We start from the raw sequence: 25,064 nt of genomic DNA, 5'->3' as shown, positions 1-25,064 counted from the left end.
GGCCGGAGAGGCCAAACCGAGGCGTCCCCCGGCGAGTCGAAGCCCCCACCGGCCCCGCGGTCAGTCGACCGTCACGACCGCGAGGGCCCGATCGAGGCGACCAAGGGTTTCGGCCTGTCCCAGAATTTCCATGGACTCGAACAGCGGCGGCGAGATCCTTCGGCCCGACAACGCGACGCGCAGCGGTCCGAAGGCGACGCGCGGCTTGAGGCCCAGCCCCTCGATGAGGGTCTCGGCTAGCAGCGTGTGCACCCGGTCGGTGTTCCATTCCGCTGAAGGAATGCTTTCGAGCGCGGTGCGGGAAGCGCCGAGAATGTCGGCGGCGTTCTGTGGGAGCGAGGCGAGCGCATCCGCTTCGAGAATCAGGTCGGCGCCGGTCACAAACAGAAAACCGAGCATGGCGGGCGCTTCGCCGAGCAGAGCGATCCGCTCCTGAATGAGCGGTGCGCCCTGGGCGAGCAGGGCCAGGTCGGCCGCGCTCGGGGTGTCGCTGAGCACGCCGGCGGCCACCAGGTAGGGAATCAGGCGGGCGGCGAAGTCGGCTACCTCGAGCTGGCGGATCTGGTCACCATTGATCGACTCGGCCTTCTTGAGGTCGAACCGGGCCGGGTTCGGGTTGACGTTGACAACGTCGAACGCAGCCGTGAACTCGTCGATCGTGAACACGTCGCGGTCGTGGGAAAGCGACCAGCCGAGCAGGGCAAGGTAATTGAGCAGGCCCTCGGGGATAAATCCGTGGTCGCGGTGCAGGAACAGGTTCGCCTCGGCGTCGCGTTTGGAGAGCTTCTTGTTCTTGTCGCCCATGACATAGGGCAAGTGGCCGAAGCGCGGTACGAAGGTGGTCACGCCGATGTCGATGAGCGCGTGGTACAGCGCGATCTGGCGCGGGGTCGACGAGAGCAGGTCCTCGCCGCGCAGCACATGGGTGACGCCCATGAGCGCGTCGTCGACCGGGTTGACGAAGGGGTAGAGCGGATGCCCGTTCGGGCGCACCACCACAAAGTCGCTGAATGAACCGGCGGGGAAGGTGATCTCGCCGCGCACGAGGTCGTCGAAGGAGAGCTCGGTGTCTGGCACCCGCAGGCGCAACGCCGGGGAGCGGCCCTCGGCGCGGTAGGCGGCCTTCTGCCCCTCGGTGAGGTCCCGCTCGAAGTTGTCGTAACCCATCTTTGGGTCGCGGCCGAGATCGCGGTTGCGGGCCTCGATCTCTTCGCCGGTGACGAAGCTCTCGTAGATGTGGCCGCTGGTCTTGAGCTGCTCAATGACGCCGCGGTAGATGTCGTAGCGCTCGGACTGGCGATACGGTGCCTGGGGTCCGCCGACGTCGACGCCTTCGTCCCAGTCCAGTTTCAGCCAGCGCATGGCCTCGACGAGCTGCAGGAAGCTCTCTTCGCTGTCTCGGGCTGCGTCGGTGTCTTCGATGCGGAAGATCATCTTGCCGCCGGTGTGCCGGGCGTAGGCCCAGTTGAACATGGCGGTGCGGATGAGGCCAACGTGGGGCGTACCGGTCGGCGAGGGGCAGAACCGCACGCGAACGTCGGATCCGGTGGCGGTGGAAAACGGGTGTGCAGTGGTGTCAGACATTACTCATGATTCTAGTTGGGCGAGTCCCGCTGCCTCGCGTTCCGCACCCAGGCCCGGAACGCGAGGCCCAGTTTCCAGGCTAGGCCCGCGTTCGAAGAATCGGCCCGGGCAGCGAGATCGCAACGAGTGCGCGAAGCGCGGCGGCCAGCGCGGGCACGCGCTCGGCACCGGCGGCAGTCACCGCGTGCAGGGTGCGATGGTCACGGCCGGCTGTGGACCGAATCGACACGCCCGGGCGGGCGCCGACCGACTCGATTGCAAGGGCCGGAAGCAGCGCGACGCCGATTCCGGCCTCGACCAGGCCGAATACGGCGGCAACATTGTCGGTCTCATAGGAGATGCGCGGGGCGAATCCGCGGCGATCGCAGAGGTCCAGGAGATGGCCACGGCAGCGCGGGCAGCCGGCCACCCAGTTCTCGTCGGCGAGGTCGCCCAGATCGATGGCGCCGGGGTGAAGGGCGATGCTTTCCTCACTCAGGCCAGGCGCACCGCCGGTTCCCGCGCGGGCAAGCGGATGCCCGACCGGCAGTACGAGCATCATCTCGTCTCGGCGCAGGGTTGCCACCCGCAGCCCCTGGGCACTCTCCCTGTGCGGATCCACCCGGTCCCCCGGGTAGCTGAACGTGATGGCCAGGTCGGCGCGGTTCTCGCGCACGGCGGCGACGGCCTCGGGTGGTTCGGCCTCCAGATAGGTGATCGAGATCCGGCCAGGTCGCTCTTTCATGCGCGCCAACAGGCTCGGTACGAGGGTCGCGGATGCCGACGGGAACGCCACGAGACGTACCAGCCCGGCGCGCAGCCCGTGCAGTTCGGCGATCTCCCCCGCTGCGGCATCGAGCGCGGTGGCCACGGTCACGGCGTGCCGCGCCAATACGAGGCCGGCCTCGGTCAGTCGCACTCCACGGCCGACCCGTTCGAACACTGCGAGCCCGAGCCGCTGCTCAAGCCGTTTGAGCTGCTGGCTCACGGCCGGCTGGCTGTAGCCGAGGGCGGCCGCAGCGGCCGTGATGGAGCCGGTTTCGTGTACCGCCCGCACAACGCGGAGGGCGTGGGCGTCGAGGTCGGGACTCTGTCCGGGGACATGGATCATAGAGCAATCATAACGTTGGCTTATGTTTTGCATCGAATGCTGGCGGTTGTTGCATGAATGCCTCGTGGCCAGACTGGGGTTATGACCACCGCAGCAAAAAGCACCAACTCCGTGACCCTCGCCGAAGCGGGCGCCCTCTACACCGCTGGTCGCGGCTACCTCGCCGCGTGTACGCTCGGGCTGCCGACGATCGCCACGATCAACGCCATGCACGCCGACACTGAGGCCTGGGCGCGGGGCGAGGCCTGCGCCGCGCGGTACTGCGACGTAGTAGAGCGCGTGCGCGCCGGATACGCCGATCTCGTTTGCGTCACGCCCGACCGGGTGGCGATCGGCTCACAGACGTCGGTCCTGGCCGGAATGGTGGCCGCGAGCGTTCCCGACGGCGCCGAGGTCGTGCTGCCACGCGGCGACTTCAGCTCCATGGTGTTCCCCTTTCTGGCTCAGGCACACCGCGGCGTGACCGTGCGGCAGGTGCAACTGGCCGATCTGGCCGCGAGCCTGAACGAGAAGACCTGGCTCGTGGCGTTCTCCCTCGTGCAGTCCGCCACCGGCAAACTGGCTGACATCGATGCCATCCGTATCGCCGCACGAAAAACAGGCACGTTCACCCTGTGTGACACAACCCAGGCAGCCGGGTGGATGCCGGTCGACGCATCCGCTTTTGACGCGACCATCTGTCACAGCTATAAGTGGCTCGGCGCCCCGCGAGGTGTTGCCTTTTTCACAATCAACAGCACATTCGCGGCGAATCTGCACCCGGTGAATGCCGGCTGGTACGCGGGAGACGACGTGTGGGCGTCCTGCTACGGCCCGGCGATGGCGCTCGCCACCGACGCCCGCCGGTTCGACGTGTCGCCGGCCTGGCCCGCCTGGGTCGGGGCCGAGCCGGCCATCGACCTGTTTCGCAGCCTCGATCTGGCCGAAGTGCGCGACCATAACGTAGCCCTCGGCGACGCCCTGTGCGACGGCCTCGACCTGCCCCGAGTCGGCCAGGCCATCATCAGCTGGCCGGATGCCGATGGTCGAGACCTGGCCCGCCTCACCGCCGCCGGCCTAACCGCCTCGGGCCGGGCCGGCCGGGCCCGCGTCGCCTTCCACCTGTTCAATGACGAAGAAGACGTGGCCCTGGCCCTGGCCGCCCTGCGTCCCTGACTCCCCGGTCGGGGCCCGGGCCCCATCCGTGGGGCCAGTTTGTAAAGCTGGCTCAGGGTCATAAGGTGCGCCCGGGGCTCACAGCCTCAGTCCGGGCGCACCACGGGGTTCACGAGTGCTCCGATGCCTGCGATCGTTATCGAGACCGTATCGCCATCGACGATATCCGCCGGCGTGTCCATCGGTCCGGCCAGGATCACATCTCCGGGCAGCAGGGTGAACACGCTCGAGGCGAACGCGACGAGGGCCGAAACAGTCTCCTCGGTCGTGCGGTCGTCGTCGGCGAGCGAGACCGCCTGAAATTCCTCGTCGTTGATGAGCCCGCGCAGCGCTGTGGCCGCCTCGTCGAACTCCGTCTCAATGACGGGTCCGAGCGGCAGAAACGTGTCAAAGGCACCGGCCCGCGTGGCCGAAGCGAGGTCGGCCGCGGTGACGACCGTCGCGACGGTGTAGCCAAAGACGCGGCTGAGGGCACCCGCCGCCGAAACGTTTTTGGCAATCTTGCCGATGATGATCGCCAGTTGGCCATCGATCTCGACCCGGTCAGAGGCGGCCGGCAGCACGATGACGTCGCCGGGGCCAACGACGACGGTGTTCGGCCGAAGCACGAATTCCTGGTCGGACATCACTGCGACGATTTTCGAGCGCGGGATCACCGGCGCGAGCAGCTTCACGTCGGCCAGCGCCACCCGGTCGCCGGTCGTGTCGAATCCGGTGAACATCGGGTCGCTTGCGAGCACGACCAGCTCGTCCTCGTCAACGATGCCGAACGCGATGGCGCCCTGGTAGCTGTAGCGTGCGATCTTCACGTGTCCCATTCCCGCCCGTCAAGGCCAAAAGCTTCAGTCTAGGCGGGTGAGCCAGCCATGACGGTCGGGCAGGCGTCCGTACTGAATGTCGGTGAGCTCCTGACGCAGCGACAGCGTGATCGCGCCGGCGGGGGCATCCGCTTCGCCGATCGTGAAGTCGCGTGCCTTGAGCTGGCCGATCGGGGTGACGACGGCAGCGGTTCCGCAGGCGAAGACCTCGGTGATGGCACCGGACGCGACCCCCTCACGCCACTCCTCCAGCGTTACGTCGCGCTCTTCCACAGTCATACCGCGGTCGCGGGCGAGCTGCATGATGCTGTCGCGGGTGACGCCCTCGAGGATGGATCCGGTGAGGCGCGGCGTGACGAGCGTGTCGGTGCCGTGCACGAAGAACACGTTCATGCCGCCCAACTCGTCGATGTGCCTGCCGGTTTCACCGTCGAGAAAGAGCACCTGGGCACAGCCGTTCTCGTAGGCCTCCATCTGGGGCAGCAGCGACGCAGCGTAGTTGCCGCCGCATTTGGCTGCGCCGGTGCCGCCGCGGCCGGCGCGGGAGTACTCGGTCGACAGCCAGATTTTCACCGGGGCGACGCCGTCGGCGAAGTAGGCGCCGGCCGGGCTGGCGATCACGTAGAAGCTCACCTTGTGGGCGGCGCGCACGCCGAGAAAGCTCTCGTTGGCGATCATGAACGGGCGCAGGTAGAGGCTGGTCTCGGGCGCGGTGGGCACCCAGTCGCCGTCGATGGCGATCATCTGCCTGATCGACTCGATGAAGTCTGCAACCGAGAGTTCCGGCAGTGCGAGGCGGTGAGCTGAGCGCTGCAGGCGCTGCGCGTTCTTCTCGGGACGAAAAGTCCAGATGGAGCTGTCGGCATGCCGGTAGGCCTTGAGTCCCTCGAAGATCTCCTGGCCGTAGTGCAGCACCGAGGAGGCGGGGTCGAGCAGCAGCGGGCCGTACGGAGTGACGCGGGCGTCGTGCCAGCCGGCTTCGACCGACCAGTCGATCGTGACCATGTGGTCGGTGAAGTGCTTGCCGAAGCCCGGATCGGCGAGGATCTCATCGCGTTCGGCCCCGGCGCGCGCGTTGGTCGACGGCGTGAGTGCAAAGCCCAGTGGAAAGATTGCTGTCTCGCTCATTTGAGTACCTTGTCTGTCAGAAGTGTCACGATGGCGTCCCCCACCTCGGCAGTGCTGCGCCGCACGGTTGTGGTGCGTCGCGCCAGGTCGTCGGCCACGGCCTCGTTGACGCGAGCCGCGGCATCCGTCAGCCCGAGGTGGTCGAGCAACAGCGCCACCGAGAGGATGGCCGCGGTCGGGTCGGCGAGTTGCTGGCCGGCGATATCGGGGGCCGAGCCGTGTACCGGCTCGAACATGCTGGGAAAGCGACCCGTCGGGTTGATATTGCCGGAGGCCGCAAGGCCGATGCCGCCGCTGATTGCCGCTGCAAGGTCGGTGAGGATATCGCCAAAAAGGTTATCGGTGACGATCACGTCGAATCTACTCGGATTCGTGACGAAGAAGATAGTCGCCGCGTCGACGTGCAGATAATCCACCGCGACCTGGGGGTATTCGGCGGCCACCGCGTTCACGATGCGCTGCCACAAGCTTCCAGCGAAAACGAGCACGTTGGTCTTGTGCACGAGGGTGAGGCGCTTGCGTTCGCGCCCCTGTGCCACCTCGAAAGCGTGCCGCACGACGCGTTCCACCCCGTACGCGGTGTTCACCGAGACCTCGTTAGCGACCTCCTGCGGGGTACCGCGGCGGATCGCGCCGCCGTTGCCGACGTAGGGGCCCTCCGTTCCCTCCCGCACGACGACGAAGTCGACCATGCCGGGAGCGGCGAGCGGGCTCGTCACTCCCGGGTAGATGGTGCACGGCCGAAGATTGACGTAGTGGTCGAGGGCGAAGCGCAGGCCGAGCAGCAGCCCACGCTCGATATTCGCGTCTTTCAAGCGCGGATCGCCCGGAACGCCGCCGACGGCGCCGAGCAGAATGGCGTCGTGCTGCTGGATCGACGCGAGGTCGGCATCGGTGAGTACATCACCGGTCTGAAGGAACCTCGCTGCGCCGAGCTGAAACGTGCTCGTCTCGATCGTGACCTCGTCGCGGGCGGTGACGGCGTCGAGCACCTTCACGGCCTCGGCGACAACTTCCGGTCCAATCCCGTCTCCGGGAATGACAGCGAGTTTGATAGTACGAGACATGCGGCTCCGAACCAGTCAACGAACACCTGAATTGCGTATAGTCAAACCTTACCTTTGTCACCGAACTGCCTAGGCTGGTCACTAGCGCACCACCAACGGAAAGAAGGACATCATGAGTATCGGACTGGGAATCTTTCTGCTAGTCATCGGCGCCATTCTGGTGTGGGCCCTCGACATCAGCGTGACCGGGGTGGACCTGCAGCTCGTCGGCTACATTCTGCTCGCAGCCGGCGCACTCGTGACGATCCTCGGAATCGTGCTAATGACGCGACGCCGCAACAGCGTGAGCACGACCCGCACCATCGCCGACCCGGCGCACGGCGAGCAGGTCACGCGCCGCGAGAACTCGATCGACGACCTGTAGCTAGCGGGCCCGGCGCAGCGCGACCAGCGCAACCACGGCCGCCCCGAGCACGAGCGCAACGCCGATCCAGGCGGTAAGACCGACACCACTGTCGAAGGCGTGCCGGGCCGAATCGAGCAGCTCCTGCGCTACCCCGGTGGGCAGTTGCCCGGCCACGGCTACGGCGCCGCCGAGCGTTTCGCCGGCGGCGGCCCGTTCGGGCGCGCTCAAACCGTCGGGCAGCAGCACGGCTGCGCGATACGACACCGTAAGAATCGTGCCGAGAACGGCCGTTCCCAAGACCGCCCCCAATTCGTAGGCCGTTTCTGACACAGCGGATGCCGCCCCCGCCTTATCTGCCGGCGCGGTCGCCACGATCAACTCGTTCGACACGGTCTCGGCCGCACCGATTCCAATTCCGAGCAGCACGAAGGCCACGCCGATGGAGAAGGCATCGATCTGGCCGCCGCGCAACGCGATCGACGCGAACCCGGCTACCGACACCAGCAGCGCCACGGGCACCACTCGCGACGGCCGCACTCGACGGGCGATCGGCACGATCAGCAGTCCGGCCACGATCATCGCGGCCAGGCCGGGCACGAGCACGAGTCCGGCCGACAGCGGTGAGAGTCCAAGCACGAGTTGCAGGTGCTGCGAGATGAAGAACAGGCACCCGACGAGCGCTGTCACGCTGAGCAGGTTGACACCGACGGCGCCACTGAACGCGCCGCGCCGAAACAGGCCCATGTCGAGCATAGGATTCGGCACCCGCAGCTGCCGGCGCACAAACCACACCCCTAGAGCCAGGCCGAACGCGATCGGGGCCAGGGTGAGCCAGGTCACTCCGTGCTCGGCGATACTCTTAATGCCGTAGACGATCGGAAGCATGGTGCCCAACGAGAGGACGATGCTGAGAACGTCGATGCGGCCGGGGTTCGGGTCGCGCGACTCGGTGACCAGGATCGGTGCGAGCACGAGCAGCGGCAGCAGAACCGGTACCGCAAGCAGAAAGACCGAGCCCCAGGCGAAATGCTCGAGCAGGATGCCGCCGACGACCGGCCCGAGGGCGCTGCCGGCCGCGAATCCGGTGGCCCAGATCGCGATGGCAAGGCGGCGCTGATCGCGGTCCACGAAGGTGGAGCGCAGCAGGGACAGGGTCGACGGCATCAGCATCGCACCGAAGAATCCGAGGGCCGCCCGGGCGATGATGAGTCCCTCGATGCTCGGGGAGAACGCCGCGAAGACCGATACCACGCCGAACCCGGTAGAGCCGATGAGCAGCAGGCGGCGGCGGCCGATGCGGTCGCCGAGGCTACCCATGGCCACGAGCAGGCCGGCGAGCACGAGCGGGTAGATGTCAACCATCCAGAGCAGCTGTACGCCGGTCGGCAGGGTCGCCGTCGAGATCGCCGGCAGCGCAAAGTTGAGCACCGTGTTGTCGATCGACACGAGCAGTACCGGCAGCATCAGCACGGCCAGCGCCCACCAGCGTCGACGGTCATGCCGTACCGGCCGAGCGGATGCCGCGCCTGGCTGCTCAGCACCAAGGGTCAGGTTGGTGGAATCGGTGGGGGCAGCGGGGGCAGACACGATCTCGTTCACTTTCTGGGTTTTTTTCGACTGCTATTTGCGGAGGAACAGAATTGACTGTACCGGCTGGACGGTATAGTTGTCTAGTCCGCTCCTCGTGTCTGATCGACAGTCTGCGTGTTCGTTACCATGACCTCTATGCCGAAAAATGCCGCCGCGCCATCCGCTTCTACCCGGGATCGGCTGCTCGACGCCTTCGAGGAGTTGCTAGTCGAGGGCGGGGAACGGTCGGCCACCCTCGATGCCGTCGCGGCGGCCGCCGCTGTATCTAAGGGCGGTCTGCTCTACCACTTCGCATCGAAGGACGCCCTGATCGACGGCCTGCTCGCCCGCCTCGATACGCTTGCAGTCGAAGACGCGGAGAACATCCGCACCGCCACCGCCGGACCGGTCGACTACCTCATTCGCACCTCGGTGCACACTGGCAGCCCGCTCGATCGCGCCTACATCGCCGGTTCCCGGCTCGCCCAGGGCCGGGATCCACGCGCCATGCAGGTGCTCACCGATATTCGTCGACGCTGGCTCTCGGTGATCGAAGACGCGGTGCACGATCCGCACACAGCCCAGGCGATCATGCTGATCAGTGACGGGCTCTTCGTCAACTCGTCGCTCGCCGGGCACGAGCAAGCGCCGCAGCTTCACGACGATGAGGCCATGACCCGGTTGATCGCCGTGATCGGCCGGTTGCTGCCGCGCTGAGGCGGGGACGGAAAAGTGGGCGCCTGCAGGGCAGGCGCCCACTCGCATCCGTTCTGCAGAGCCTTAATCGGTGAGGTCGATCTCCACCATGATCTCGGCGTCGATCGCGGTGCGCACGGCAACGAGCAGCCCGACCGGAACCTCGGAGTCGACGGTCAGAACACTGAGCGCCTTGCCGCCAGCCACGTCGCGGGCGATCTGCATGCCCGCAATGTTAATCTTGGCGTCGCCAAATTCGCGGCCATAGATGGCGACGATTCCGGGGCGATCGGCGTAGAGCATGACAATAAGGTTCTTGGCAAACGGAACCTCGACGTCGTAGCCGTTGATCTCGACGATCTTCTCGATCTGCTTGGTGCCGGTGAGGGTACCGGAGACAGAGACCTGCGACCCGTCGGCGAGGGCGCCCCGCAGGGTGATGACGTTGCGGTACTCGGGCGATTCAGCGTCGGTGAGCATGCGCACGGTGACGCCGCGCTGCTCGGCCAACAGGGGCGCGTTGACGTAGGAGACGGTCTCGCTCACGACGTTGGTGAAGATGCCCTTGAGCGCGGCGAGCTTGAGCACGCTCACGTCGTACTCGACGAGTTCACCGCGCACCTCGACGTCCACGCTCGTGAGCGGGCTGTGCGCGGCGAGGCCGGAGAACACCTGGCCGAGCTTCTCGACCAGCGGAATGCCGGGGCGCACGTAGGGATCGATGACTCCGCCGGCCACGTTCACCGCGTCGGGAACGAGCTCGCCGGAGAGCGCGAGGCGCACGGACTTAGCGACGGAGACGCCAGCCTTTTCCTGGGCTTCGTCGGTCGACGCGCCGAGGTGCGGGGTCGTGATGATGTTGTCGAGGCCGAGCAACGGCGAACCGGTGGGCGGTTCGCTCACGAACACGTCCAGGCCGGCGCCGGCGATGGTGCCGGCGAGGAGGGCTTCGTGCAGCGCATCTTCGTCGATGAGTCCGCCGCGGGCGACGTTAACGACGAACGCGGTCGGCTTCATCAGCTTGAGTTGGGCGGCACCGATCATGCCGGTGGTCTCCGGCGTCTTCGGCATGTGGATCGTGACGAAGTCGGACTGCGCGAGCAGTTCGTCGAGGGTGACCGGGGTCACGCCGAGCTGCTGGGCGCGTGCCGAGGTGATGTAGGGGTCGTAGGCGATGACGTTGGTGCCGAAGGCCTGCAGGCGGGCGGTGATGAGCGCACCGATCCGGCCGAGGCCGATGATGCCGATGGTCTTTTCGTAGAGCTCGACGCCGGTGTACTTGGAGCGCTTCCACTGCCCATCGGCGAGGGCACCGGAGGCGGCAGGAATGTGACGGGCCAGGCTCAGGATGTGCCCAACGGTCAGCTCGGCGGCCGAGATGATGTTGGAGGTGGGAGCGTTGACGACCATGACGCCGGCCGCGGTCGCCGCCTTGATGTCCACGTTGTCGAGGCCGACGCCGGCGCGGGCGATGACCTTCAGGTGGGGCGCAGCCTTAATGGCTTCGGCATCCATTTTCGTGGCGGACCGCACCAAGACGGCCTGCGCGGTGGCAAGCTCGGCGAACAGCGCAGAGCGATCCGTGCCGTCGACGTGGTGAATGTCAAAGTCGGGGCCAAGGGCATCGACGGTGGCGGGGGAAAGTTCTTCGGCGATCAGGACGACGGGCTTCGACAATAAAATCGGATCCTTAGATTGCATGTGTCGGCGGCGCGAAAAAGGGCGCTACTCGGTTTCCACCCTACCGGCTGCACAATAGACCAATGAGCAACGACGTAGTCGACGGACTCCAATTGGCACTGCGGGTGCTTCTGGCACTGGTCTTCATCGGCGCCGGTCTCACCCATTTTCTGCCGTCGGTGCAACGCACGATGGCTGCGATGATTCCGCCGCGCCTGCGCCGGAGCGGCCTGGCCAGCCCGGTCAACCTCGTGCTCTTCACCGGGGTGTGTGAGGTGGCCGGCGGGCTCGGACTGCTCCTTCCACCGACCATGGTTTCGGCGGCCGCGGCGCTCGTGGTGTTTCTGGCAGCGGTGTTTCCGGCCAACGCCTATGCCGCGCAGCATCCGAAACGGTTCGGGCGGGTGGCGATCCCCTTCGTCCCCCGGCTCATCGCCCAGGTGGTGCTGATGGCCCTGGTCGTGGTGTCGGTGCTCTAGACGATCAGTCTGGCCAGGCTGAAGACCGCGGTGATGTCGAGCGAGACGGCAGCCACCGCGCAGAGCCCGACGAACAGGGTCAGGGCCTGCAGTCCGAAGGCCCGGTTGCGTCCGATCCAGAAGGCCAGGGCGTAGACCAGCACCGGCAGGAGCACGCCGAAAATGAGCACGGCCCAGCCGAAGCCGCTCAGCTGCGTATCGAGGGACTGGGCCTGCAGGTTCAGCCCGACCAGGTTGCCGACGGCTTCCCAAACGTCGTAGGCATAGAACAGCCCGATAAACAGGGCGATGGCCAGCAGAAGCCAGCGCGGACGCTGGCGGGGCTGCACAGCGGTCAGCTCGATCTCGCTCACAGCGGCTGCCCCGTTCCGACGAGAAAGGGAAACGGAATCAATACGACGACGCCGAGCAGCAGAAAGACCCACCGCGCGCGCGGCCGGCTCATCGTGAGCCAGAAAGTCGATCCGAACCAGACCACTGGTGCCGCTACCGCGAGCCACCCGCCCAGGGACGTCATGAACCCGGCGACCGGGTCAGCCGGGCTGACGGCTATAGACGGGGTCGAGACGCGGGCCACGCCGATGAACCAGCCGATCGAGTAGAGCAGGTACATGCCGGCGAGGATGCCCATGCCGACCAGGGCGGCCGAGCTCGCTGCCGGGTTGGAGGGCTGGGCGGTCTCGGGAGCGGGCGTGTCGGCATCCGTTGTGCTGTCGGTTGCAACCGGATGGTTCGCTGAAACCTGCGGAGTAGTCCATCCCTCTGACAAGCCGTCTGGTGCGGGCCTCGCCCGATCGGCGCTCCCCTCGTGCAGCGTCGGGTCGTCGTCACCGGCCCAATTCAGTGCATCGTCGTCGCGTCTCGGGTTCATTTTTATAGAGTATCCGGCCCAGCCGCCGCGCAGCTAGCCGAACAGCGGCTTGACGGCCGTGATCAGCTGCTGCACGCCCAGGATGATGAAAAGCAGGGCACAAATGCTCAAAGCGATGTTGGTGAACCACCGGTTGCGCCATTTTGGAGGAATGCGCTTGCCGTTCAGCAGACCGAGCAGGGTCATCGCGAGAAACGGCATGAACAGCGAGCCGAGCACGCCGTAGGCGAGGATGAGCCCGATCGGCGAACCGAGCAGGAACAGGATCATCGGCGGGAAGGTGAGCCACAACAGGTAGAACTTGAAGTACTTGCCGCCGACCATGGTGTCGGGGTGGCCTGACTTCTTGCCGCGCATGTTGCCCCAGAAATCGGCGAACATGAGGCTCACGCCGTTCCAGACGCCGATGATCGACGAGAAGGATGCCGCCCAGAACCCCACCAGAAAGCCGGTTCCGACGACGACGCCGTACTTCTCGTTGAGCACCGTGGAGAGGTCGAGCAGACCCTTGTCGCCCGCGCTCAGGGTGATTCCGGCGGCACCGACCACTTCGGCGCCGACGATGAGCATGGCGATGACGAAGATTCCCGTCATGACGTAGGCCATGCGGTTGTCGATGCGCATCACCTTCATCCAGCGCGGCGTTGACCAGCCCTTTTCGCGCAGCCAGTAGCCGTAAGCGGCGAGAGTGATGGTGCCGCCGACCCCGCCGGCCAGGGCGAGCGTGTAGAGCACGCCGCCTTCGGGAATGATCGGTACGAGTCCCTGCAGCATTGCGGGCAGGTCGGGCGCGGCGATGACGGCGAGTCCGACGACCGTGATGAACATGATGCCCACAAGCGCCGCGGTAATCTTCTCAAATATGGCGTAGCGCCCGAACCAGACCATGGTGAGCCCGGCAAGGCCCATCAAAACCGCCCACACCGGCAGCGGAAAGACCGGGAACAGTGCCGCAAGCGGCAGGGCAGCCGACGACATGGCGGTGGCGCCGTAGACGAAGCCCCACAGCATGATGTACGGGCCGAAGTACCAGGTGGTCCACTTGCCGAGGGAACGCCAGCCCTCGAAGATGGTCTTGCCGGTGGCGAGGGTGTATCGACCGGCGCCCTCGACCAGCACGATCTTGAGGATCACGCCGAGGATGACCGCCCAGAGCAGCGCGTAGCCGTAGCGCGAGCCGGCCACGAGGGTGGCGACCATGTCGGCCGCTCCGACGCCGGTGGCTGCCACGACGAGGCCGGGGCCAACGATTTTCCACCTGGGGGGTTTGCCATCCTCGAGTTCGACGGGTGCTACCAAATTCGAATCGTCAAGATTTCTGCCTGAGGTCATGGTGCCGGCCTTACGCGAGTGGAGCGGGCGGCCCCACAGGCATCCGTTTGAGGGATAGCCCACGGCAAAGCTGTGCGTCGGTGCACAGGACCAGATGAACCGGTGGTCACACCAGTGCATTGCTCGACTCTACCGGTTTGGGGCAGACTCGGAGTCTACGTCAGACGGCGAATGCCGGCATTCACCGAAAAAGTCCACCCCAGGATTCCCGCCAGGGCGGCGCGTTCGGCGAGGCCGACAACGCCCGGCGCCAACGCGCTCGCTGCGACGACCAGGAGCAGCCCGAGCAGGGTGAGCGCGGCGAACGCGGTCGCCCACGGCCGCACGCGCGGCAGAACGTGCCGAATCCACAGCCAGATCGTCAGCAGCAGGATCGCAAAGAGAGCCGCGACAAAGCCGAAGGATGCCACAGCGAGGTGGATGACGCCGACCGTGGTCGAGGTCTGCAGCGCACTCGTGTGCGCGGCGCTGACATCGGCCGGAAAGAACGCGAGCACCGCCGAGCTGGCTCCGCCGACCAGCAGAAGCACAAGGCCGAAGCCGAGCAGGCGGTCCCGGCGCCCGGACACCAGCGTGTGTGCCGTCAGGGCGATCGCCACGACGGCGGCGACGCAGAACACTGCGCGGCCGACAAAGTTCACATTCATCACCCAGCCGTAAGGACCGACGGCGAGGTTGCTCTCGGCGTCACTGATCGGGCTGTAGTGCGGTGGCAGAAACTGCAGCACCACGTCGACGAGTACGTAGAGTACGACTCCGACCATGGCTGCCGTCGCGCTGCGCTGCCGCCAACGGCGTGTGTTCGTAATATGCGCTGCCATACTCACCCGCCTTCAAAAAACGCACGAAGGGACCCTCGCGAACGAGGGCCCCTTCGGTCATGCGAATCGGTTCAGCGAATGCCTAGCGCGAGACAGAGCCGTCGGTGTAGTCGTCGTCGGTCGACGCGTTCCACGCGAACAGCTTGCGCAGGCTGCGGCCGGTGGCCTCGATCGGGTGGTCTTCGCCCTTCTTGCGCAGGGCGAGGAACTCCACGCCGCCATTGTCCTGGTCGGCGATGAAACGCTCGGCGAACGCGCCGCTCTGGATGTCGGCGAGAACGGCCTTCATGTTCTCCTTGACGCTCGGATCGATGACGCGCGGGCCGGAGACGTAGTCGCCGTACTCGGCGGTGTCGGAGACGCTCCAACGCTGCTTCGCGATGCCGCCTTCCCACATGAGGTCGACGATGAGCTTGAGCTCGTGCAGAACCTCGAAGTAGGCGACCTGCGGCTGGTAGCCGGCTTCGGTGAGAACCTCGAAACCGTACTGGATCAGCTGTGAGGTACCACCGCAGAGCACGGCCTGCTCGCCGAACAGGTCGGTTTCGGTCTCTTCGGTGAAGGTGGTCTTGATGCCGGCGGCACGCAGGCCACCGATCGCCTTGGCGTAGCTGAGGGTGAGCGGCCAGGCGTTGCCCGTCGCGTCCTTCTCGACCGCGACAATCACGGGAACACCGCGACCGGCTTCGAATTCACGGCGCACGGTGTGGCCGGGTCCCTTGGGGGCAACCATGACGACGTCGACGCCGTCAGGAGCGGTGATGTACCCGAACCGGATGTTGAAGCCGTGGCCGAAGACCAGCGCCTTGCCGGCGCTAAGGTTTGGCAGCACGTCATCTTTATATAGGTGACGCTGCACCTGGTCGGGAGCGAGGATGACGATGACGTCGGCCCAGGCCGCGGCATCCGCTGTGGACAGAACGGTGAAGCCGGCTTCTTCGGCCTTGGCCTTGCTCTTTGAGCCGTCCTTCAGGCCGATCTTGACCTCAACGCCGGAGTCGCGCAGGTTCTGCGCGTGGGCGTGACCCTGCGAGCCGTAGCCGATGACGGCCACCTTCTTGCCCGCAATGATCGTCAGGTCGGCGTCTTTGTCGTAGAAAATCTCAGACAATGTGTTTCTCTCCTCGTGAATTGATTGTTAGAAAAAGCTGAAGAACGTTAGTTCTTGAAGACTCGTTCGGTGATGGATTTGGAGCCGCGGCCGATGGCGAGCAGGCCCGACTGGGCGAGCTCGCGAATGCCGAACGGTTCGAGCACCCGCAGCAGCGCCTGGGTCTTACCGCTGTCGCCGGTGACCTCGATCACGACGGCGTCCGTGGCCACGTCGACGACGCGGGCGCGGAACAGGTTGACCGCTTCGAGTACCTGCGACCGCGTCGTGTTGTCGACCTTGACCTTGATCAGCAGGTGTTCGCGCTGCACCGACTGGGCCACGTCGAGCTCGACGATCTTGATGACGTTGATCAGCTTATTGAGCTGCTTGGTCACCTGCTCGAGCGGCACGTCTTCGACGTCGACCATAATCGTGATGCGGGACAGACCGGGGATCTCGCTGTGGCCCACAGCGAGGCTTTCAATGTTGAAGCCGCGACGCGCGAACAGGCCGGCGACGCGCGTGAGCAGGCCGGGCTTGTCCTCGACGAGCAGACTCAGAACGTGGCTCGTCACGGTTACTCGTCTCCCCAGGTCGGTGCGTGGTCCTTGGCGTACTGAACAAAACTGTTGCTGACTCCCTGCGGAACCATCGGCCAGACCATGGCGCCGGGGCTCACGATGAAGTCGATCACGACCGGCCGGTCATTGGTGGCGAGGGCCAGCTTGATGGCGTCATCAACCTGGTCCTTGCTGGTGACTCGAATTCCGAGCGCGCCATAAGCATCCGCCATTTTGACGAAGTCGGGCACCATGGCGGTGCCGTGGCCGGTGTTGAGGTCGGTGAAGGAGTGACGTCCGTCGTAGAACAACGACTGCCACTGGCGCACCATGCCGAGTGAGGAGTTGTTGATGATCGCGACCTTGATCGGGATCTTGTTGATCGTGCAGGTGGCGAGTTCTTGATTGGTCATCTGGAAACAGCCGTCACCGTCGATCGACCAGACCACCCGGTCTGGTTCGGCGACCTTGGCGCCCATCGCGGCGGGGATGGAATAGCCCATGGTGCCAGCGCCGCCGGAGTTGAGCCAGGAGTTGGGCCGTTCGTACTTGATGTACTGCGCGGCCCACATCTGGTGCTGCCCGACGCCGGCCGCGTAGACCGCCTCAGGACCGGTGAGCTCGCCGATGCGCTGGATCACGTACTGGGGGGCCAGCAAACCGTCGGTGGGCTCGGTGAATCCGAGCGGGAACTCCTCCTTCAAGCCGTGCAGGTAGGTCCACCACTCTGCAGTGTCGGGTGCGGCATCCTGGGTTACTTCGGCCCAGGCCAGCGTCAGGTCGGCAATGACGTCCTTGGCATCACCGACGATGGGTACGTCGGCGAAGCGGATCTTGGAGATCTCGGCCGGATCGACGTCAACGTGCACGACCTTCGCGTTGGGAGCGAATTCGCTGATCTTTCCGGTCACCCGGTCGTCGAAGCGTGCTCCGAACGAAATGATGAGGTCGCTCTCTTGCAGCGCGAGAACGGCCGGAACCGTGCCGTGCATGCCCGGCATGCCGAGGTGCTGCGGGTGCGAGTCGGGAAACGCACCTCTGGCCATGAGGGTGGTCACAACGGGCGCACCGGTCGCCTCGGCGAGCACGATCAGTTCAGCGGATGCGTGCGCGCGGATGACTCCGCCACCCACGTACAGTACGGGCTTCTTGGCGTTGAGCAGCAGCTGCGCTGCCGCCTGCACCTGCTTGCCGTGCGCCTTGACGATTGGCCGGTAGCCGGGCAGGTCGAGCTTGGGCGGCCAGATGAACGGTGCCAGGTTCTGCTGCGCGTCCTTGGTGATGTCCACGAGCACCGGACCGGGGCGGCCGGTCGACGCGATGTGATACGCCGAAGCGATCGCCGCGGGAATCTCTTCGGCGCGGCGGGCAAGGAAGGAGTGCTTCGTGATCGGCATCGTGATACCGATAATGTCGGCCTCCTGGAAGGCGTCCGTCCCCATCGAGGTTGAGAACACCTGGCCGGTGATCGCGAGCAGCGGAACCGAGTCCATGTAGGCATCCGCTATGGCGGTGACGAGGTTGGTGGCGCCCGGACCGCTCGTTGCGATGGCGACGCCAACGCGACCCGTGGCGGAAGCATAACCCTCGGCCGCGTGGCCGGCGCCCTGTTCGTGCCGCACCAGGATGTGACGAATCTTGGTCTGCGTCATGAGCTCGTCGTAGAGCGGGATGACGGCGCCGCCGGGGATGCCGAAGACGTCGGTGACGCCGAGCAGCTCGAGGGTGCGAATGATCGCACCCGAGCCGGTGAGCATCTCCGGCTCCGCTGAGGCGGGAGCCGAGGGCACGGGAGAGGTTTCCGTGGTCATGGTCGTTGAATCCCTACTTCGAAATTGGTCATTTCGACATCGAACCGGGTGCCCTCACGGGTACACGGGCTAACCAGCACACGCCGTTAGCCGGTAATGGCGCCTTCGGCGGCGGAGTGCACGAGCTTTGAGTACTTCGCGAGTACGCCACGGGTGTAGCGCGGGGGAAGGGGCGCCCAGCCATCTCGGCGGGCAGCCAGCTCTGCCGGTGCGACCAGTAGGTCAAGCGTGCGAGCTGCGATATCGACCCGTATCAGATCCCCATCGCGCACGAAAGCAATTGGACCTGCGTCCACCGCTTCGGGTGCTATGTGGCCGATACACAGTCCGGTTGTGCCGCCTGAGAATCGACCGTCCGTTAATAGTAGTACATCGGAGCCGAGCCCAGCGCCCTTGATGGCGGCGGTGATCGAAAGCATTTCGCGCATTCCCGGCCCGCCCTTGGGGCCTTCATAGCGGATGATGACGACGTCACCCTTGTAGATCTTGCCCTCGGTCAGGGCGTCCATCGCCGCGCGTTCCCGTTCGAACACCCGGGCCGGTCCTTCGAACACGGCGGCGTCGAAGCCGGCCGTCTTCACCACGGCGCCCTCGGGAGCGAACGTGCCCTTGAGGATGGTGATACCACCACTCTTGTGAATGGGGTTGTCGAGGGTGCGCAGCACCTCACCGTCGAGGGCCGGCGGGTCGATCTCGGCGAGGTTCTCCGCCACGGTCTTGCCCGTCACGGTGAGCGTGTCGCCGTGGATGAGGCCAGCTTCGAGCAGCGCGCGCATGACGGTGGGAACGCCGCCCTGACGGTCGACGTCGTTCATGACGTACTTACCGAAGGGCTTGAGGTCGCCGATGTGCGGAACCTGGTCACCGATGCGGTTGAAGTCGTCGAGGGTCAGCTCGACCTCGGCCTCGCGGGCGATCGCCAGCAGATGCAGCACCACGTTCGTCGACCCGCCGAAGGCCATGGCCACGGCGATCGCGTTCTCGAAGGCTTTGCGGGTGAGAATGTCGCGGGCGGTGATGCCGAGGCGCAGCATGTTGACGACCGCTTCCCCGGAGCGGCGGGCGAAATAGTCGCGGCGACGATCGGCGGATGCGGGGCTCGCGGAGCCGGGCAGGCTCATTCCGAGTGCTTCCGCGACGCTGGCCATGGTGTTGGCGGTGTACATGCCACCGCAGGCACCCTCGCCGGGTGCGAACGCGCACTCGATGCGCTTGGCATCTTCGACGCTCATACGGCCGGCCTTGACCGCGCCGACAGCTTCGAAGGAGTCGATGATGGTGATGTCTTTTTCCGTGCCGTCGGAGAGCTTGACCCAGCCCGGCGCGATCGACCCGGCGTAGAGGAAGACGCTCGCGAGGTCGAGGCGGGCGGCGGCCATGAGCATGCCGGGCAGTGATTTGTCGCAGCCGGCCAGCAGCACGCTGCCGTCGAGGCGCTCGGCCTGCATGACGACCTCGACCGAGTCGGCAATGACCTCACGGGAGACGAGGGAGAAGTGCATGCCCTCGTGACCCATCGAGATGCCATCGGAGACGGAGATGGTGCCGAACTGCAAGGGGTACCCGCCGCCGGAATGCACGCCCTCCTTGGCGGCCTGAGCCAGGCGGTCAAGCGACAGGTTGCACGGCGTGATCTCGTTCCATGAGCTTGCAATGCCGATCTGGGGCTTTTCCCAGTCGGCGTCGCCCATTCCGACGGCACGGAGCATACCCCGAGAGGTGGTGGCCTCGATCCCATCGGTGACGTCGCGGCTACGGGGCTTCACATCGATCTCAGACATGCCTTCGAGTCTAGAACCTCGACAGGCACCTGCGATTCAGGTAGAGGGTCAGAGCGACCAGGTCAGGTCGCCTGCCCCGCCCTCAGTGCGGCAATGCGCACCAGGACCTGGGTGACCTCGTGCGGGCTGCGCACCCGGTAACCGGCGAGAGTGGCACCCTGTCCGATTTTGAGCCCGACGTCGTCGTCGTGCAGTGCCGCGAAGGCATCCTCGTCGGTTACGTCGTCGCCGGCGTAGAACACGCGGTCGGCGCCGGTGTATTCGCGCAGCTTCACGAGGGCGTCGCCCTTGGTGCTCGATCGCACCGAGAACTCGAGCACGTTCTTGCCTTCTCGAATGGTTAGCCCGGGCAGCTGATCCCCCAGTTGCTCACGCGCCTGACGTTCGGCCTTCTCGCCGTCTTCCTCGGTTGCGAGGCGAGTGTGCAGGGCTAGACCGGCGGGCTTGCGCTCAATTGTGGTGCCGGCGATCGAGCCGGAGATGCGCTCGAGCACCCGGGCGAGGGTATCGAGTTGCTCGAGTTCGGTGGAAAGCAGGTTGAGCTCGATCTCGGGGGTGTCCAGCTGCACCTCGATACCGTGCGAGCCGGTCAGCAGTACCGAACTCTGCGGCTGGGCGACGTGTTGCAGGCTCACCAGGGCGCGTCCGGAGACGAGGGCGACACGCACGCCCGCCAAGTCAAGCAGGGCCTGCACTGCTTCTCGGTTGCCGGCGATGGCACGGGCGTCTTCGGGATGGTCGACGTGGGGCGCCAGGGTGCCGTCGAAGTCGAGGGCGATAAGCAGGTTATCGACGCTGGCAATGCTCTGCAGAGCCAGGTCGAGGTCGTCGGGGATTCCGGCGGGTACGGCGGCTCCGCCGGTGAGCGCTCTCAGGAAAGAAGCCGACCAAGCGGCGACATCGTTTTCGGCGACCTTGCGTCGCAGCGACCGCATACGCCGCGCGCGCTCTCGTTTAGGCATCTCGACCGCCCGCACGATGGCGTCCTTGGTGCCGTCAATGTCGTGCGGATTGATTAGTATCGCCTGTTTGAGCTCGTCGGCGGCACCGGCGAACTCGCTCAATACGAGCACCCCGTCAACGTCGAAGCGCGCCGCCACGTACTCTTTGGCGACGAGGTTCATACCGTCGCGTAACGCGGTGACGAGCATGACGTCGGCGGCGAGGTACATCGCGACCATTTCTTCGCGCGGATAGCTGTGGTGGTGGTAGCTGATGGCGGTGTGACTGATGGTCGAGAAATCGCCGTTGAGTCGGCCGACGGCGAGTTCGATCTCGTCGCGCAGGGCCATATAGGTGCTGACGCGTTCGCGTGATGGGCTGGCGACCTGCACCAGGGTGACGTCTTCGACGCTCAACCGACCGTCGGCGAGCAGCTCGCCAAAGGCCTTGATGCGGTGGCCGATGCCCTTGGTGTAGTCGAGCCGGTCTACTCCGAGCATCAGGGTTTTGGGGTTGCCAAGGTCTTCGCGAATTTGGCGAGCCCTGGCTTGAATGTCGGGGCGCCTGGCAAGGTCTTCGTAGCCGGCCGAGTCGATCGAGATGGGAAAGTGTTTGGCGATGACGCGGCGGGATTCACCGTTCTGGCCATTCTGGCCGTTCTCACCAGTCGGCACGTCGATGACGACGCCGCGGGTGGGATAGCCGTAAAGGCGACGTACTGCTTGGGAGAAGTTACCGGCATCTGCAATCCGCTGGAAGCCGATGACGTCGGCGCCGAGCAGCCCGTGGAGAATTTGTTTGCGCCAGGGCAGCTGCGCATAGATTCCATATGGTGGAAAAGGAATGTGATTGAAGAAACCGATGACGAGGTCGGGGCGGGATTCGCGCAGCATGCGCGGCACGAGCTGCAGCTGGTAATCGTGCACCCAGACCGTTGCACCCGGGGCAGCGACCGCGGCGGCCGCCGTGGCGAATCGGCGGTTGACGGCCATATACGCTTCCCACGTCTCGCGGTGATAGCTCGGCGGGGCGATAACGTCGTGGTACAGCGGCCAGAGGGTGTCGTTGGAGAACCCCTCGTAATAGTCCTCGATATCGGCTTTATTGAGCCTCACCGGCACGAGCGAGATGCCGTCATTTTTAAACGGTTCGAAATCGCGGTCGGCGACACCCGGCCAGCCGACCCAGGCTCCGTGAGAGGACCGCATGAGGGGCTCGAGCGCAGTGACCAGCCCGCCGGGCGAGGTGCGCCAGATGACGGCGCCGTCCTCTGCTTCTTCGTAATCTACCGGCAGCCGGTTGGAGACGACGACGAAAGTGTACGTTCCGGCGGGGGCATCAGCGGGCTCGACGGGGTGCGGGTCGATCTGGGACCGTGTGGGTTCGGCTGAAGTTGTAATGGATCATCCGTTCCGGGCGCACCCAAGGCGCGCACCTGTGTTGCCCTATCGAGGTTACCAGTCGCGCCCGCACCCGCTCGGGGCACGACTTGCGCTCCACGTGGCACGCTTGTCTGCTCACGGGTTCTTCCCAGCAAAAGACGGTTGCCGGCTTTGGCGCGGTCGCGCCCGTGCCGGGTAACCTGATTCCGGAGGTTCACATGCGCAAATTCGTGTTCAGCAGTGCAATGATCGGCGTCGTCGCCGGAGGATGGAACACCGTACAGGCCACGCGGCACGGTCCGCGGGATTGGCGCCTGGTGATGCTCTGGCTCGGCTGGGGCCTGAGCGCCGCCGTCGCCATCGGCACGGTCATCGAAGACGCGAATAAACGTCAAGTCGAGAGCTGAATTCCGCTCTGAATTAGCGGAGCCGGCGGCGTGTCCCCCCGGCGACTCAACGACTCATCACTGAAAATAGATATTGCGGCTGATCTCGGTTGCTCGTTTTCTACGCGAAGGGGCTTGTCATGTTTGGTCGTCGACGCCGACGTTTGGCCGCGAGTGCTGCGCTGAGTGTCGCCCCCGTTCCAGTGCTGCGTGACGAACGAATTTTCGAGCTGCTACATGACCGGCTCAACGCCCTGGTCGGCGAGCACGGCGCCTGGACCCTCGTTGCGCGCACAGCCGACGACACCGAAGTGATCTTCCACGAGTTGAAGGCCCGGGCGATCGCGTCCGAGCTGACCGACGCCATCACGACGGAGCAAACCGTGCTGCGCGGCGAGAGCCGCGGTGAGCCGACGGCGCTGTCCTGGACCCCCGCGCCGATCACGACCTGGAGCGAACCGGCCGCAATTGCCCTAACACCGCTCGACGAGGCCGACGCCAGCGCTGACGACGTGGCTGCAGCATCCGCTGCTTGGATCGAGAAAGCGTCCGCAACGCTCGCATCGGCCCGTTTCGTCGCCTGATTCGGGCACTTCTGCCAGTATGGCTTGATGGCACTCCCCATCGAGGACTACGCACTCATCAGCGACTGCCACTCGGCGGCGCTCGTCGGCCGGGATGGCAGCATCGATTGGCTGTGTCTGCCGCGCTACGACTCCGCCTCACTGTTCGGCGCGCTGCTCGGCGATGAGAACCACGGCCGCTGGCTGCTCGCCCCGGCCGAAGCACACGCCATCGCCACGCGCAGCTACGAGGGCGACACCTTTGTTCTGTCGACCATCTGGACCACCAGCACCGGTCAGGTCGAGGTTCTCGACTTCATGCCGCACGGTGGCCACCGCGCCGATCTGGTGCGGCGCGTGCGCGGTATCAGCGGCAGCGTGCACATGACCCAAGACCTGCGCATTCGCTTCGGCTACGGCTCCACCATGCCGTGGGTTCGCCAGCTGAAGGGTGAGTCGATGCGCGGCCTCGTCGCCATTGCCGGACCCGACGCCATCGTAGTACGCGGACCGGAGCTGCGCGCCTCAGACCACCGTCATGTGTCCCACTTCGATGTGGTCGCCGGGGAAACGATGGACGCGCAGCTGACCTGGTACCCCTCGGAGCTGGAGATCCCACCGGCCGTCGACATCGACGCGGCTCTCGCCTCGACCTGCGCCTGGTGGCGGAACTGGGCGTCGAGTTGCAGCCACGAGGGGCCGCTGCGCGCTGAGGTCGTGCGTTCTCTGCTCGTGCTGCGCGCGCTGACCCACGAGAAAACCGGCGGAATCGTCGCCGCGGCGACGACCTCACTGCCCGAACAGACCGGCGGCACCCGCAACTGGGATTACCGCTACGTCTGGCTGCGTGATGCCTCGCTCACGCTCGAAGTACTGCTCAGCCATGGCTACGAGGTGGAGGCGAACGACTGGCGGGACTGGTTGCTGCGCGCCATTGCCGGCGACCCTGCCGACGTGCAGATCATGTACGGACTCTCCGGCGAACGCTACCTGCCTGAGCGTGAGCTGACCAGCCTGCCCGGCTACAACGGAGCCTCCCCTGTGCGCGTCGGCAACGGCGCGGTCGACCAGTTTCAGTCCGACGTCATCGGCGAGGTCATGGTGGCCTTGCACGCCGCGCGGGCGGCCGGGGTGCGCGAAACCGAGTTCTCCTGGCCGCTGCAGCGTGCCCTGATGAGCTTTCTTGAAAAGAACTGGCGACGCAGCGATCAGGGTATCTGGGAGGTACGCGGCCAGGCCCGCGAATTCACCCACTCCCGCGTCATGGTGTGGGCGGCATTCGACCGCGCCGTGCGCGGCATTGTGGAATGCGGCCTCGATGGCCCGCTCGAGCGGTGGAAAGCCCTGCGCGACGAGGTGCGCGCCGACATCGAAACCCGCGGTTTCGACAAGGAACGAAACTGCTACGTGCAGTATTACGGCAGCACCGCAGTGGATGCCTCCCTCCTCGTCCTCCCACAGGTCGGCTTCTGCGCCCCCACCGATTCGCGCATGCTCGGCACCGTGGCCGCGATCGAGGCCGACCTCCTGCACTCGGGCCTGCTGCTGCGGTACCGAACGGTAGCCGCGGTGGACGGCTTGCCTCCGGGTGAGCATCCGTTTCTGGCCTGCTCGTTCTGGCTGGTCGAGCAGTACGCCCGGTCGGGGCGACTCAAGGACGCCACCGCGCTCATGAACACCCTGGTCGGCTTCGTGAACGATGTCGGGCTGCTCTCCGAGGAGTACGACGTGACCGGCGGGCACCAGATGGGCAACACCCCGCAGGCGCTCTCGCACCTGGCGCTGGTGCGGGCAGCGGATGCGATCGTCGCCGGTCTGATTACTCAAGAAAACACGACCTCCACAGTTCGTGGTGTTTTGTTGTAGGTATTCTTCGGCGGCGGGTGGGCACTGAATTCTAGATTTGGAAT

Annotated in this window: 23 protein-coding genes; 7 read left to right on the top strand and 16 right to left on the bottom strand. The window is 65.6% G+C overall.

Features of this window, described 5'->3' with window-relative positions; genetic code table 11:
* Positions 1-60: 60 nt before the first annotated feature.
* Positions 61-1,584 (bottom strand): glutamate--tRNA ligase, encoded by a 1,524-nt coding sequence (gene gltX / locus E3T47_RS03250; protein ID WP_134554199.1) that lies wholly within the window; start codon positions 1,582-1,584, stop codon positions 61-63.
* Between the two features lie 79 nt (positions 1,585-1,663).
* Positions 1,664-2,674 (bottom strand): LysR family transcriptional regulator, encoded by a 1,011-nt coding sequence (locus E3T47_RS03245; RefSeq protein WP_241981875.1) that lies wholly within the window; start codon positions 2,672-2,674, stop codon positions 1,664-1,666.
* 81 nt (positions 2,675-2,755) lie between these two features.
* Here E3T47_RS03245 and E3T47_RS03240 point away from each other — a divergent pair, with 81 nt between their 5' ends.
* Positions 2,756-3,829, top strand: a complete 1,074-nt coding sequence (locus E3T47_RS03240) for an aminotransferase class V-fold PLP-dependent enzyme (RefSeq protein WP_134554195.1) — start codon at positions 2,756-2,758, stop codon at positions 3,827-3,829.
* 86 nt (positions 3,830-3,915) lie between these two features.
* Here the strand turns inward: E3T47_RS03240 and E3T47_RS03235 are convergent, their stop codons facing one another.
* The 3 genes from E3T47_RS03235 to E3T47_RS03225 are packed head-to-tail and all read right to left on the bottom strand — an operon-like array spanning position 3,916 to position 6,842.
* Positions 3,916-4,638 carry a fumarylacetoacetate hydrolase family protein gene (locus tag E3T47_RS03235; RefSeq protein WP_134554193.1) on the bottom strand — a complete coding sequence of 241 codons (723 nt, stop codon included), beginning with the start codon at positions 4,636-4,638 and terminating at the stop codon, positions 3,916-3,918.
* 33 nt (positions 4,639-4,671) lie between these two features.
* Positions 4,672-5,775 (bottom strand): branched-chain amino acid aminotransferase, encoded by a 1,104-nt coding sequence (locus E3T47_RS03230; protein WP_134554191.1) that lies wholly within the window; start codon positions 5,773-5,775, stop codon positions 4,672-4,674.
* Positions 5,772-6,842 carry a 3-isopropylmalate dehydrogenase gene (locus E3T47_RS03225; RefSeq protein WP_134554189.1) on the bottom strand — a complete coding sequence of 357 codons (1,071 nt, stop codon included), beginning with the start codon at positions 6,840-6,842 and terminating at the stop codon, positions 5,772-5,774. Before E3T47_RS03225 ends, E3T47_RS03230 begins: the two co-directional genes overlap by 4 nt.
* A 112-nt stretch (positions 6,843-6,954) precedes the next feature.
* Between E3T47_RS03225 and E3T47_RS03220 the strand changes: the two genes are divergently transcribed.
* Positions 6,955-7,206: a DUF6458 family protein gene (locus tag E3T47_RS03220; protein ID WP_134554187.1), complete on the top strand. Its 252-nt coding sequence runs from the start codon at positions 6,955-6,957 to the stop codon at positions 7,204-7,206.
* Here E3T47_RS03220 and E3T47_RS03215 read toward each other — a convergent pair whose 3' ends face one another.
* A complete protein-coding gene (locus E3T47_RS03215) occupies positions 7,207-8,739 on the bottom strand; it encodes an MFS transporter (RefSeq protein WP_241981892.1) in 1,533 nt (510 codons plus the stop codon). It abuts the gene before it with no gap.
* A gap of 174 nt (positions 8,740-8,913) precedes the next feature.
* Here E3T47_RS03215 and E3T47_RS16510 point away from each other — a divergent pair, with 174 nt between their 5' ends.
* Positions 8,914-9,474 (top strand): TetR/AcrR family transcriptional regulator, encoded by a 561-nt coding sequence (locus tag E3T47_RS16510; protein WP_134554186.1) that lies wholly within the window; start codon positions 8,914-8,916, stop codon positions 9,472-9,474.
* A gap of 63 nt (positions 9,475-9,537) precedes the next feature.
* Here E3T47_RS16510 and serA read toward each other — a convergent pair whose 3' ends face one another.
* Positions 9,538-11,130, bottom strand: coding sequence for a phosphoglycerate dehydrogenase (gene serA / locus E3T47_RS03205; RefSeq protein WP_134554184.1), 1,593 nt, complete (start codon positions 11,128-11,130; stop codon positions 9,538-9,540).
* A gap of 86 nt (positions 11,131-11,216) precedes the next feature.
* Between serA and E3T47_RS03200 the strand changes: the two genes are divergently transcribed.
* Positions 11,217-11,612, top strand: coding sequence for a DoxX family membrane protein (locus E3T47_RS03200; protein ID WP_134554182.1), 396 nt, complete (start codon positions 11,217-11,219; stop codon positions 11,610-11,612).
* Here the strand turns inward: E3T47_RS03200 and E3T47_RS03195 are convergent.
* From E3T47_RS03195 to E3T47_RS03155, 9 genes are all read right to left on the bottom strand, one after another.
* Positions 11,609-11,965: a hypothetical protein gene (locus E3T47_RS03195; protein ID WP_134554180.1), complete on the bottom strand. Its 357-nt coding sequence runs from the start codon at positions 11,963-11,965 to the stop codon at positions 11,609-11,611. The two genes, E3T47_RS03200 and E3T47_RS03195, sit on opposite strands and share 4 nt — an antisense overlap.
* A complete protein-coding gene (locus tag E3T47_RS03190; protein ID WP_134554178.1) occupies positions 11,962-12,483 on the bottom strand; it encodes a DNA polymerase III subunit gamma/tau in 522 nt (173 codons plus the stop codon). Before E3T47_RS03190 ends, E3T47_RS03195 begins: the two co-directional genes overlap by 4 nt.
* 33 nt (positions 12,484-12,516) lie before the next feature.
* Positions 12,517-13,815, bottom strand: coding sequence for an Nramp family divalent metal transporter (locus E3T47_RS03185; RefSeq protein WP_134554176.1), 1,299 nt, complete (start codon positions 13,813-13,815; stop codon positions 12,517-12,519).
* Positions 13,816-13,970: 155 nt separating this feature from the next.
* Complete coding sequence (locus E3T47_RS03180; protein WP_134554175.1) at positions 13,971-14,636, bottom strand: DUF998 domain-containing protein; 666 nt, start codon at positions 14,634-14,636, stop codon at positions 13,971-13,973.
* Between the two features lie 82 nt (positions 14,637-14,718).
* Entirely contained in the window at positions 14,719-15,747 is a 1,029-nt protein-coding gene (gene ilvC, locus E3T47_RS03175; RefSeq protein ID WP_134554173.1) for a ketol-acid reductoisomerase, read from the bottom strand.
* Positions 15,748-15,794: 47 nt separating this feature from the next.
* A complete protein-coding gene (gene ilvN / locus E3T47_RS03170) occupies positions 15,795-16,304 on the bottom strand; it encodes an acetolactate synthase small subunit (protein ID WP_134554171.1) in 510 nt (169 codons plus the stop codon).
* A gap of 2 nt (positions 16,305-16,306) precedes the next feature.
* The gene (locus tag E3T47_RS03165; RefSeq protein ID WP_134554169.1) at positions 16,307-18,100 is read right to left on the bottom strand and encodes an acetolactate synthase large subunit; all 1,794 of its coding nucleotides are present in this window, start codon (positions 18,098-18,100) and stop codon (positions 16,307-16,309) included.
* 86 nt (positions 18,101-18,186) lie between these two features.
* Complete coding sequence (gene ilvD, locus E3T47_RS03160) at positions 18,187-19,881, bottom strand: dihydroxy-acid dehydratase (RefSeq protein ID WP_134554167.1); 1,695 nt, start codon at positions 19,879-19,881, stop codon at positions 18,187-18,189.
* A 62-nt stretch (positions 19,882-19,943) separates the two neighbouring features.
* Positions 19,944-22,190 (bottom strand): bifunctional alpha,alpha-trehalose-phosphate synthase (UDP-forming)/trehalose-phosphatase, encoded by a 2,247-nt coding sequence (locus tag E3T47_RS03155; RefSeq protein ID WP_241981888.1) that lies wholly within the window; start codon positions 22,188-22,190, stop codon positions 19,944-19,946.
* 233 nt (positions 22,191-22,423) lie between these two features.
* Here E3T47_RS03155 and E3T47_RS03150 point away from each other — a divergent pair, with 233 nt between their 5' ends.
* The 3 genes from E3T47_RS03150 (at position 22,424) to E3T47_RS03140 (ending at position 25,020) form a co-directional block, all read left to right on the top strand.
* Complete coding sequence (locus tag E3T47_RS03150; protein ID WP_134554163.1) at positions 22,424-22,612, top strand: hypothetical protein; 189 nt, start codon at positions 22,424-22,426, stop codon at positions 22,610-22,612.
* Positions 22,613-22,731: 119 nt separating this feature from the next.
* Entirely contained in the window at positions 22,732-23,175 is a 444-nt protein-coding gene (locus tag E3T47_RS03145; RefSeq protein WP_134554161.1) for a hypothetical protein, read from the top strand.
* A 27-nt stretch (positions 23,176-23,202) separates the two neighbouring features.
* A complete protein-coding gene (locus E3T47_RS03140; protein ID WP_134554159.1) occupies positions 23,203-25,020 on the top strand; it encodes a glycoside hydrolase family 15 protein in 1,818 nt (605 codons plus the stop codon).
* Positions 25,021-25,064 lie beyond the last annotated feature (44 nt).

It is taken from the genome of Cryobacterium ruanii (assembly GCF_004404055.1).
Lineage (GTDB): Bacteria > Actinomycetota > Actinomycetes > Actinomycetales > Microbacteriaceae > Cryobacterium > Cryobacterium ruanii.
The sequence above is the reverse complement of the archived record's forward strand: the minus strand, read 5'-3'. Positions and strand labels throughout refer to the sequence as shown.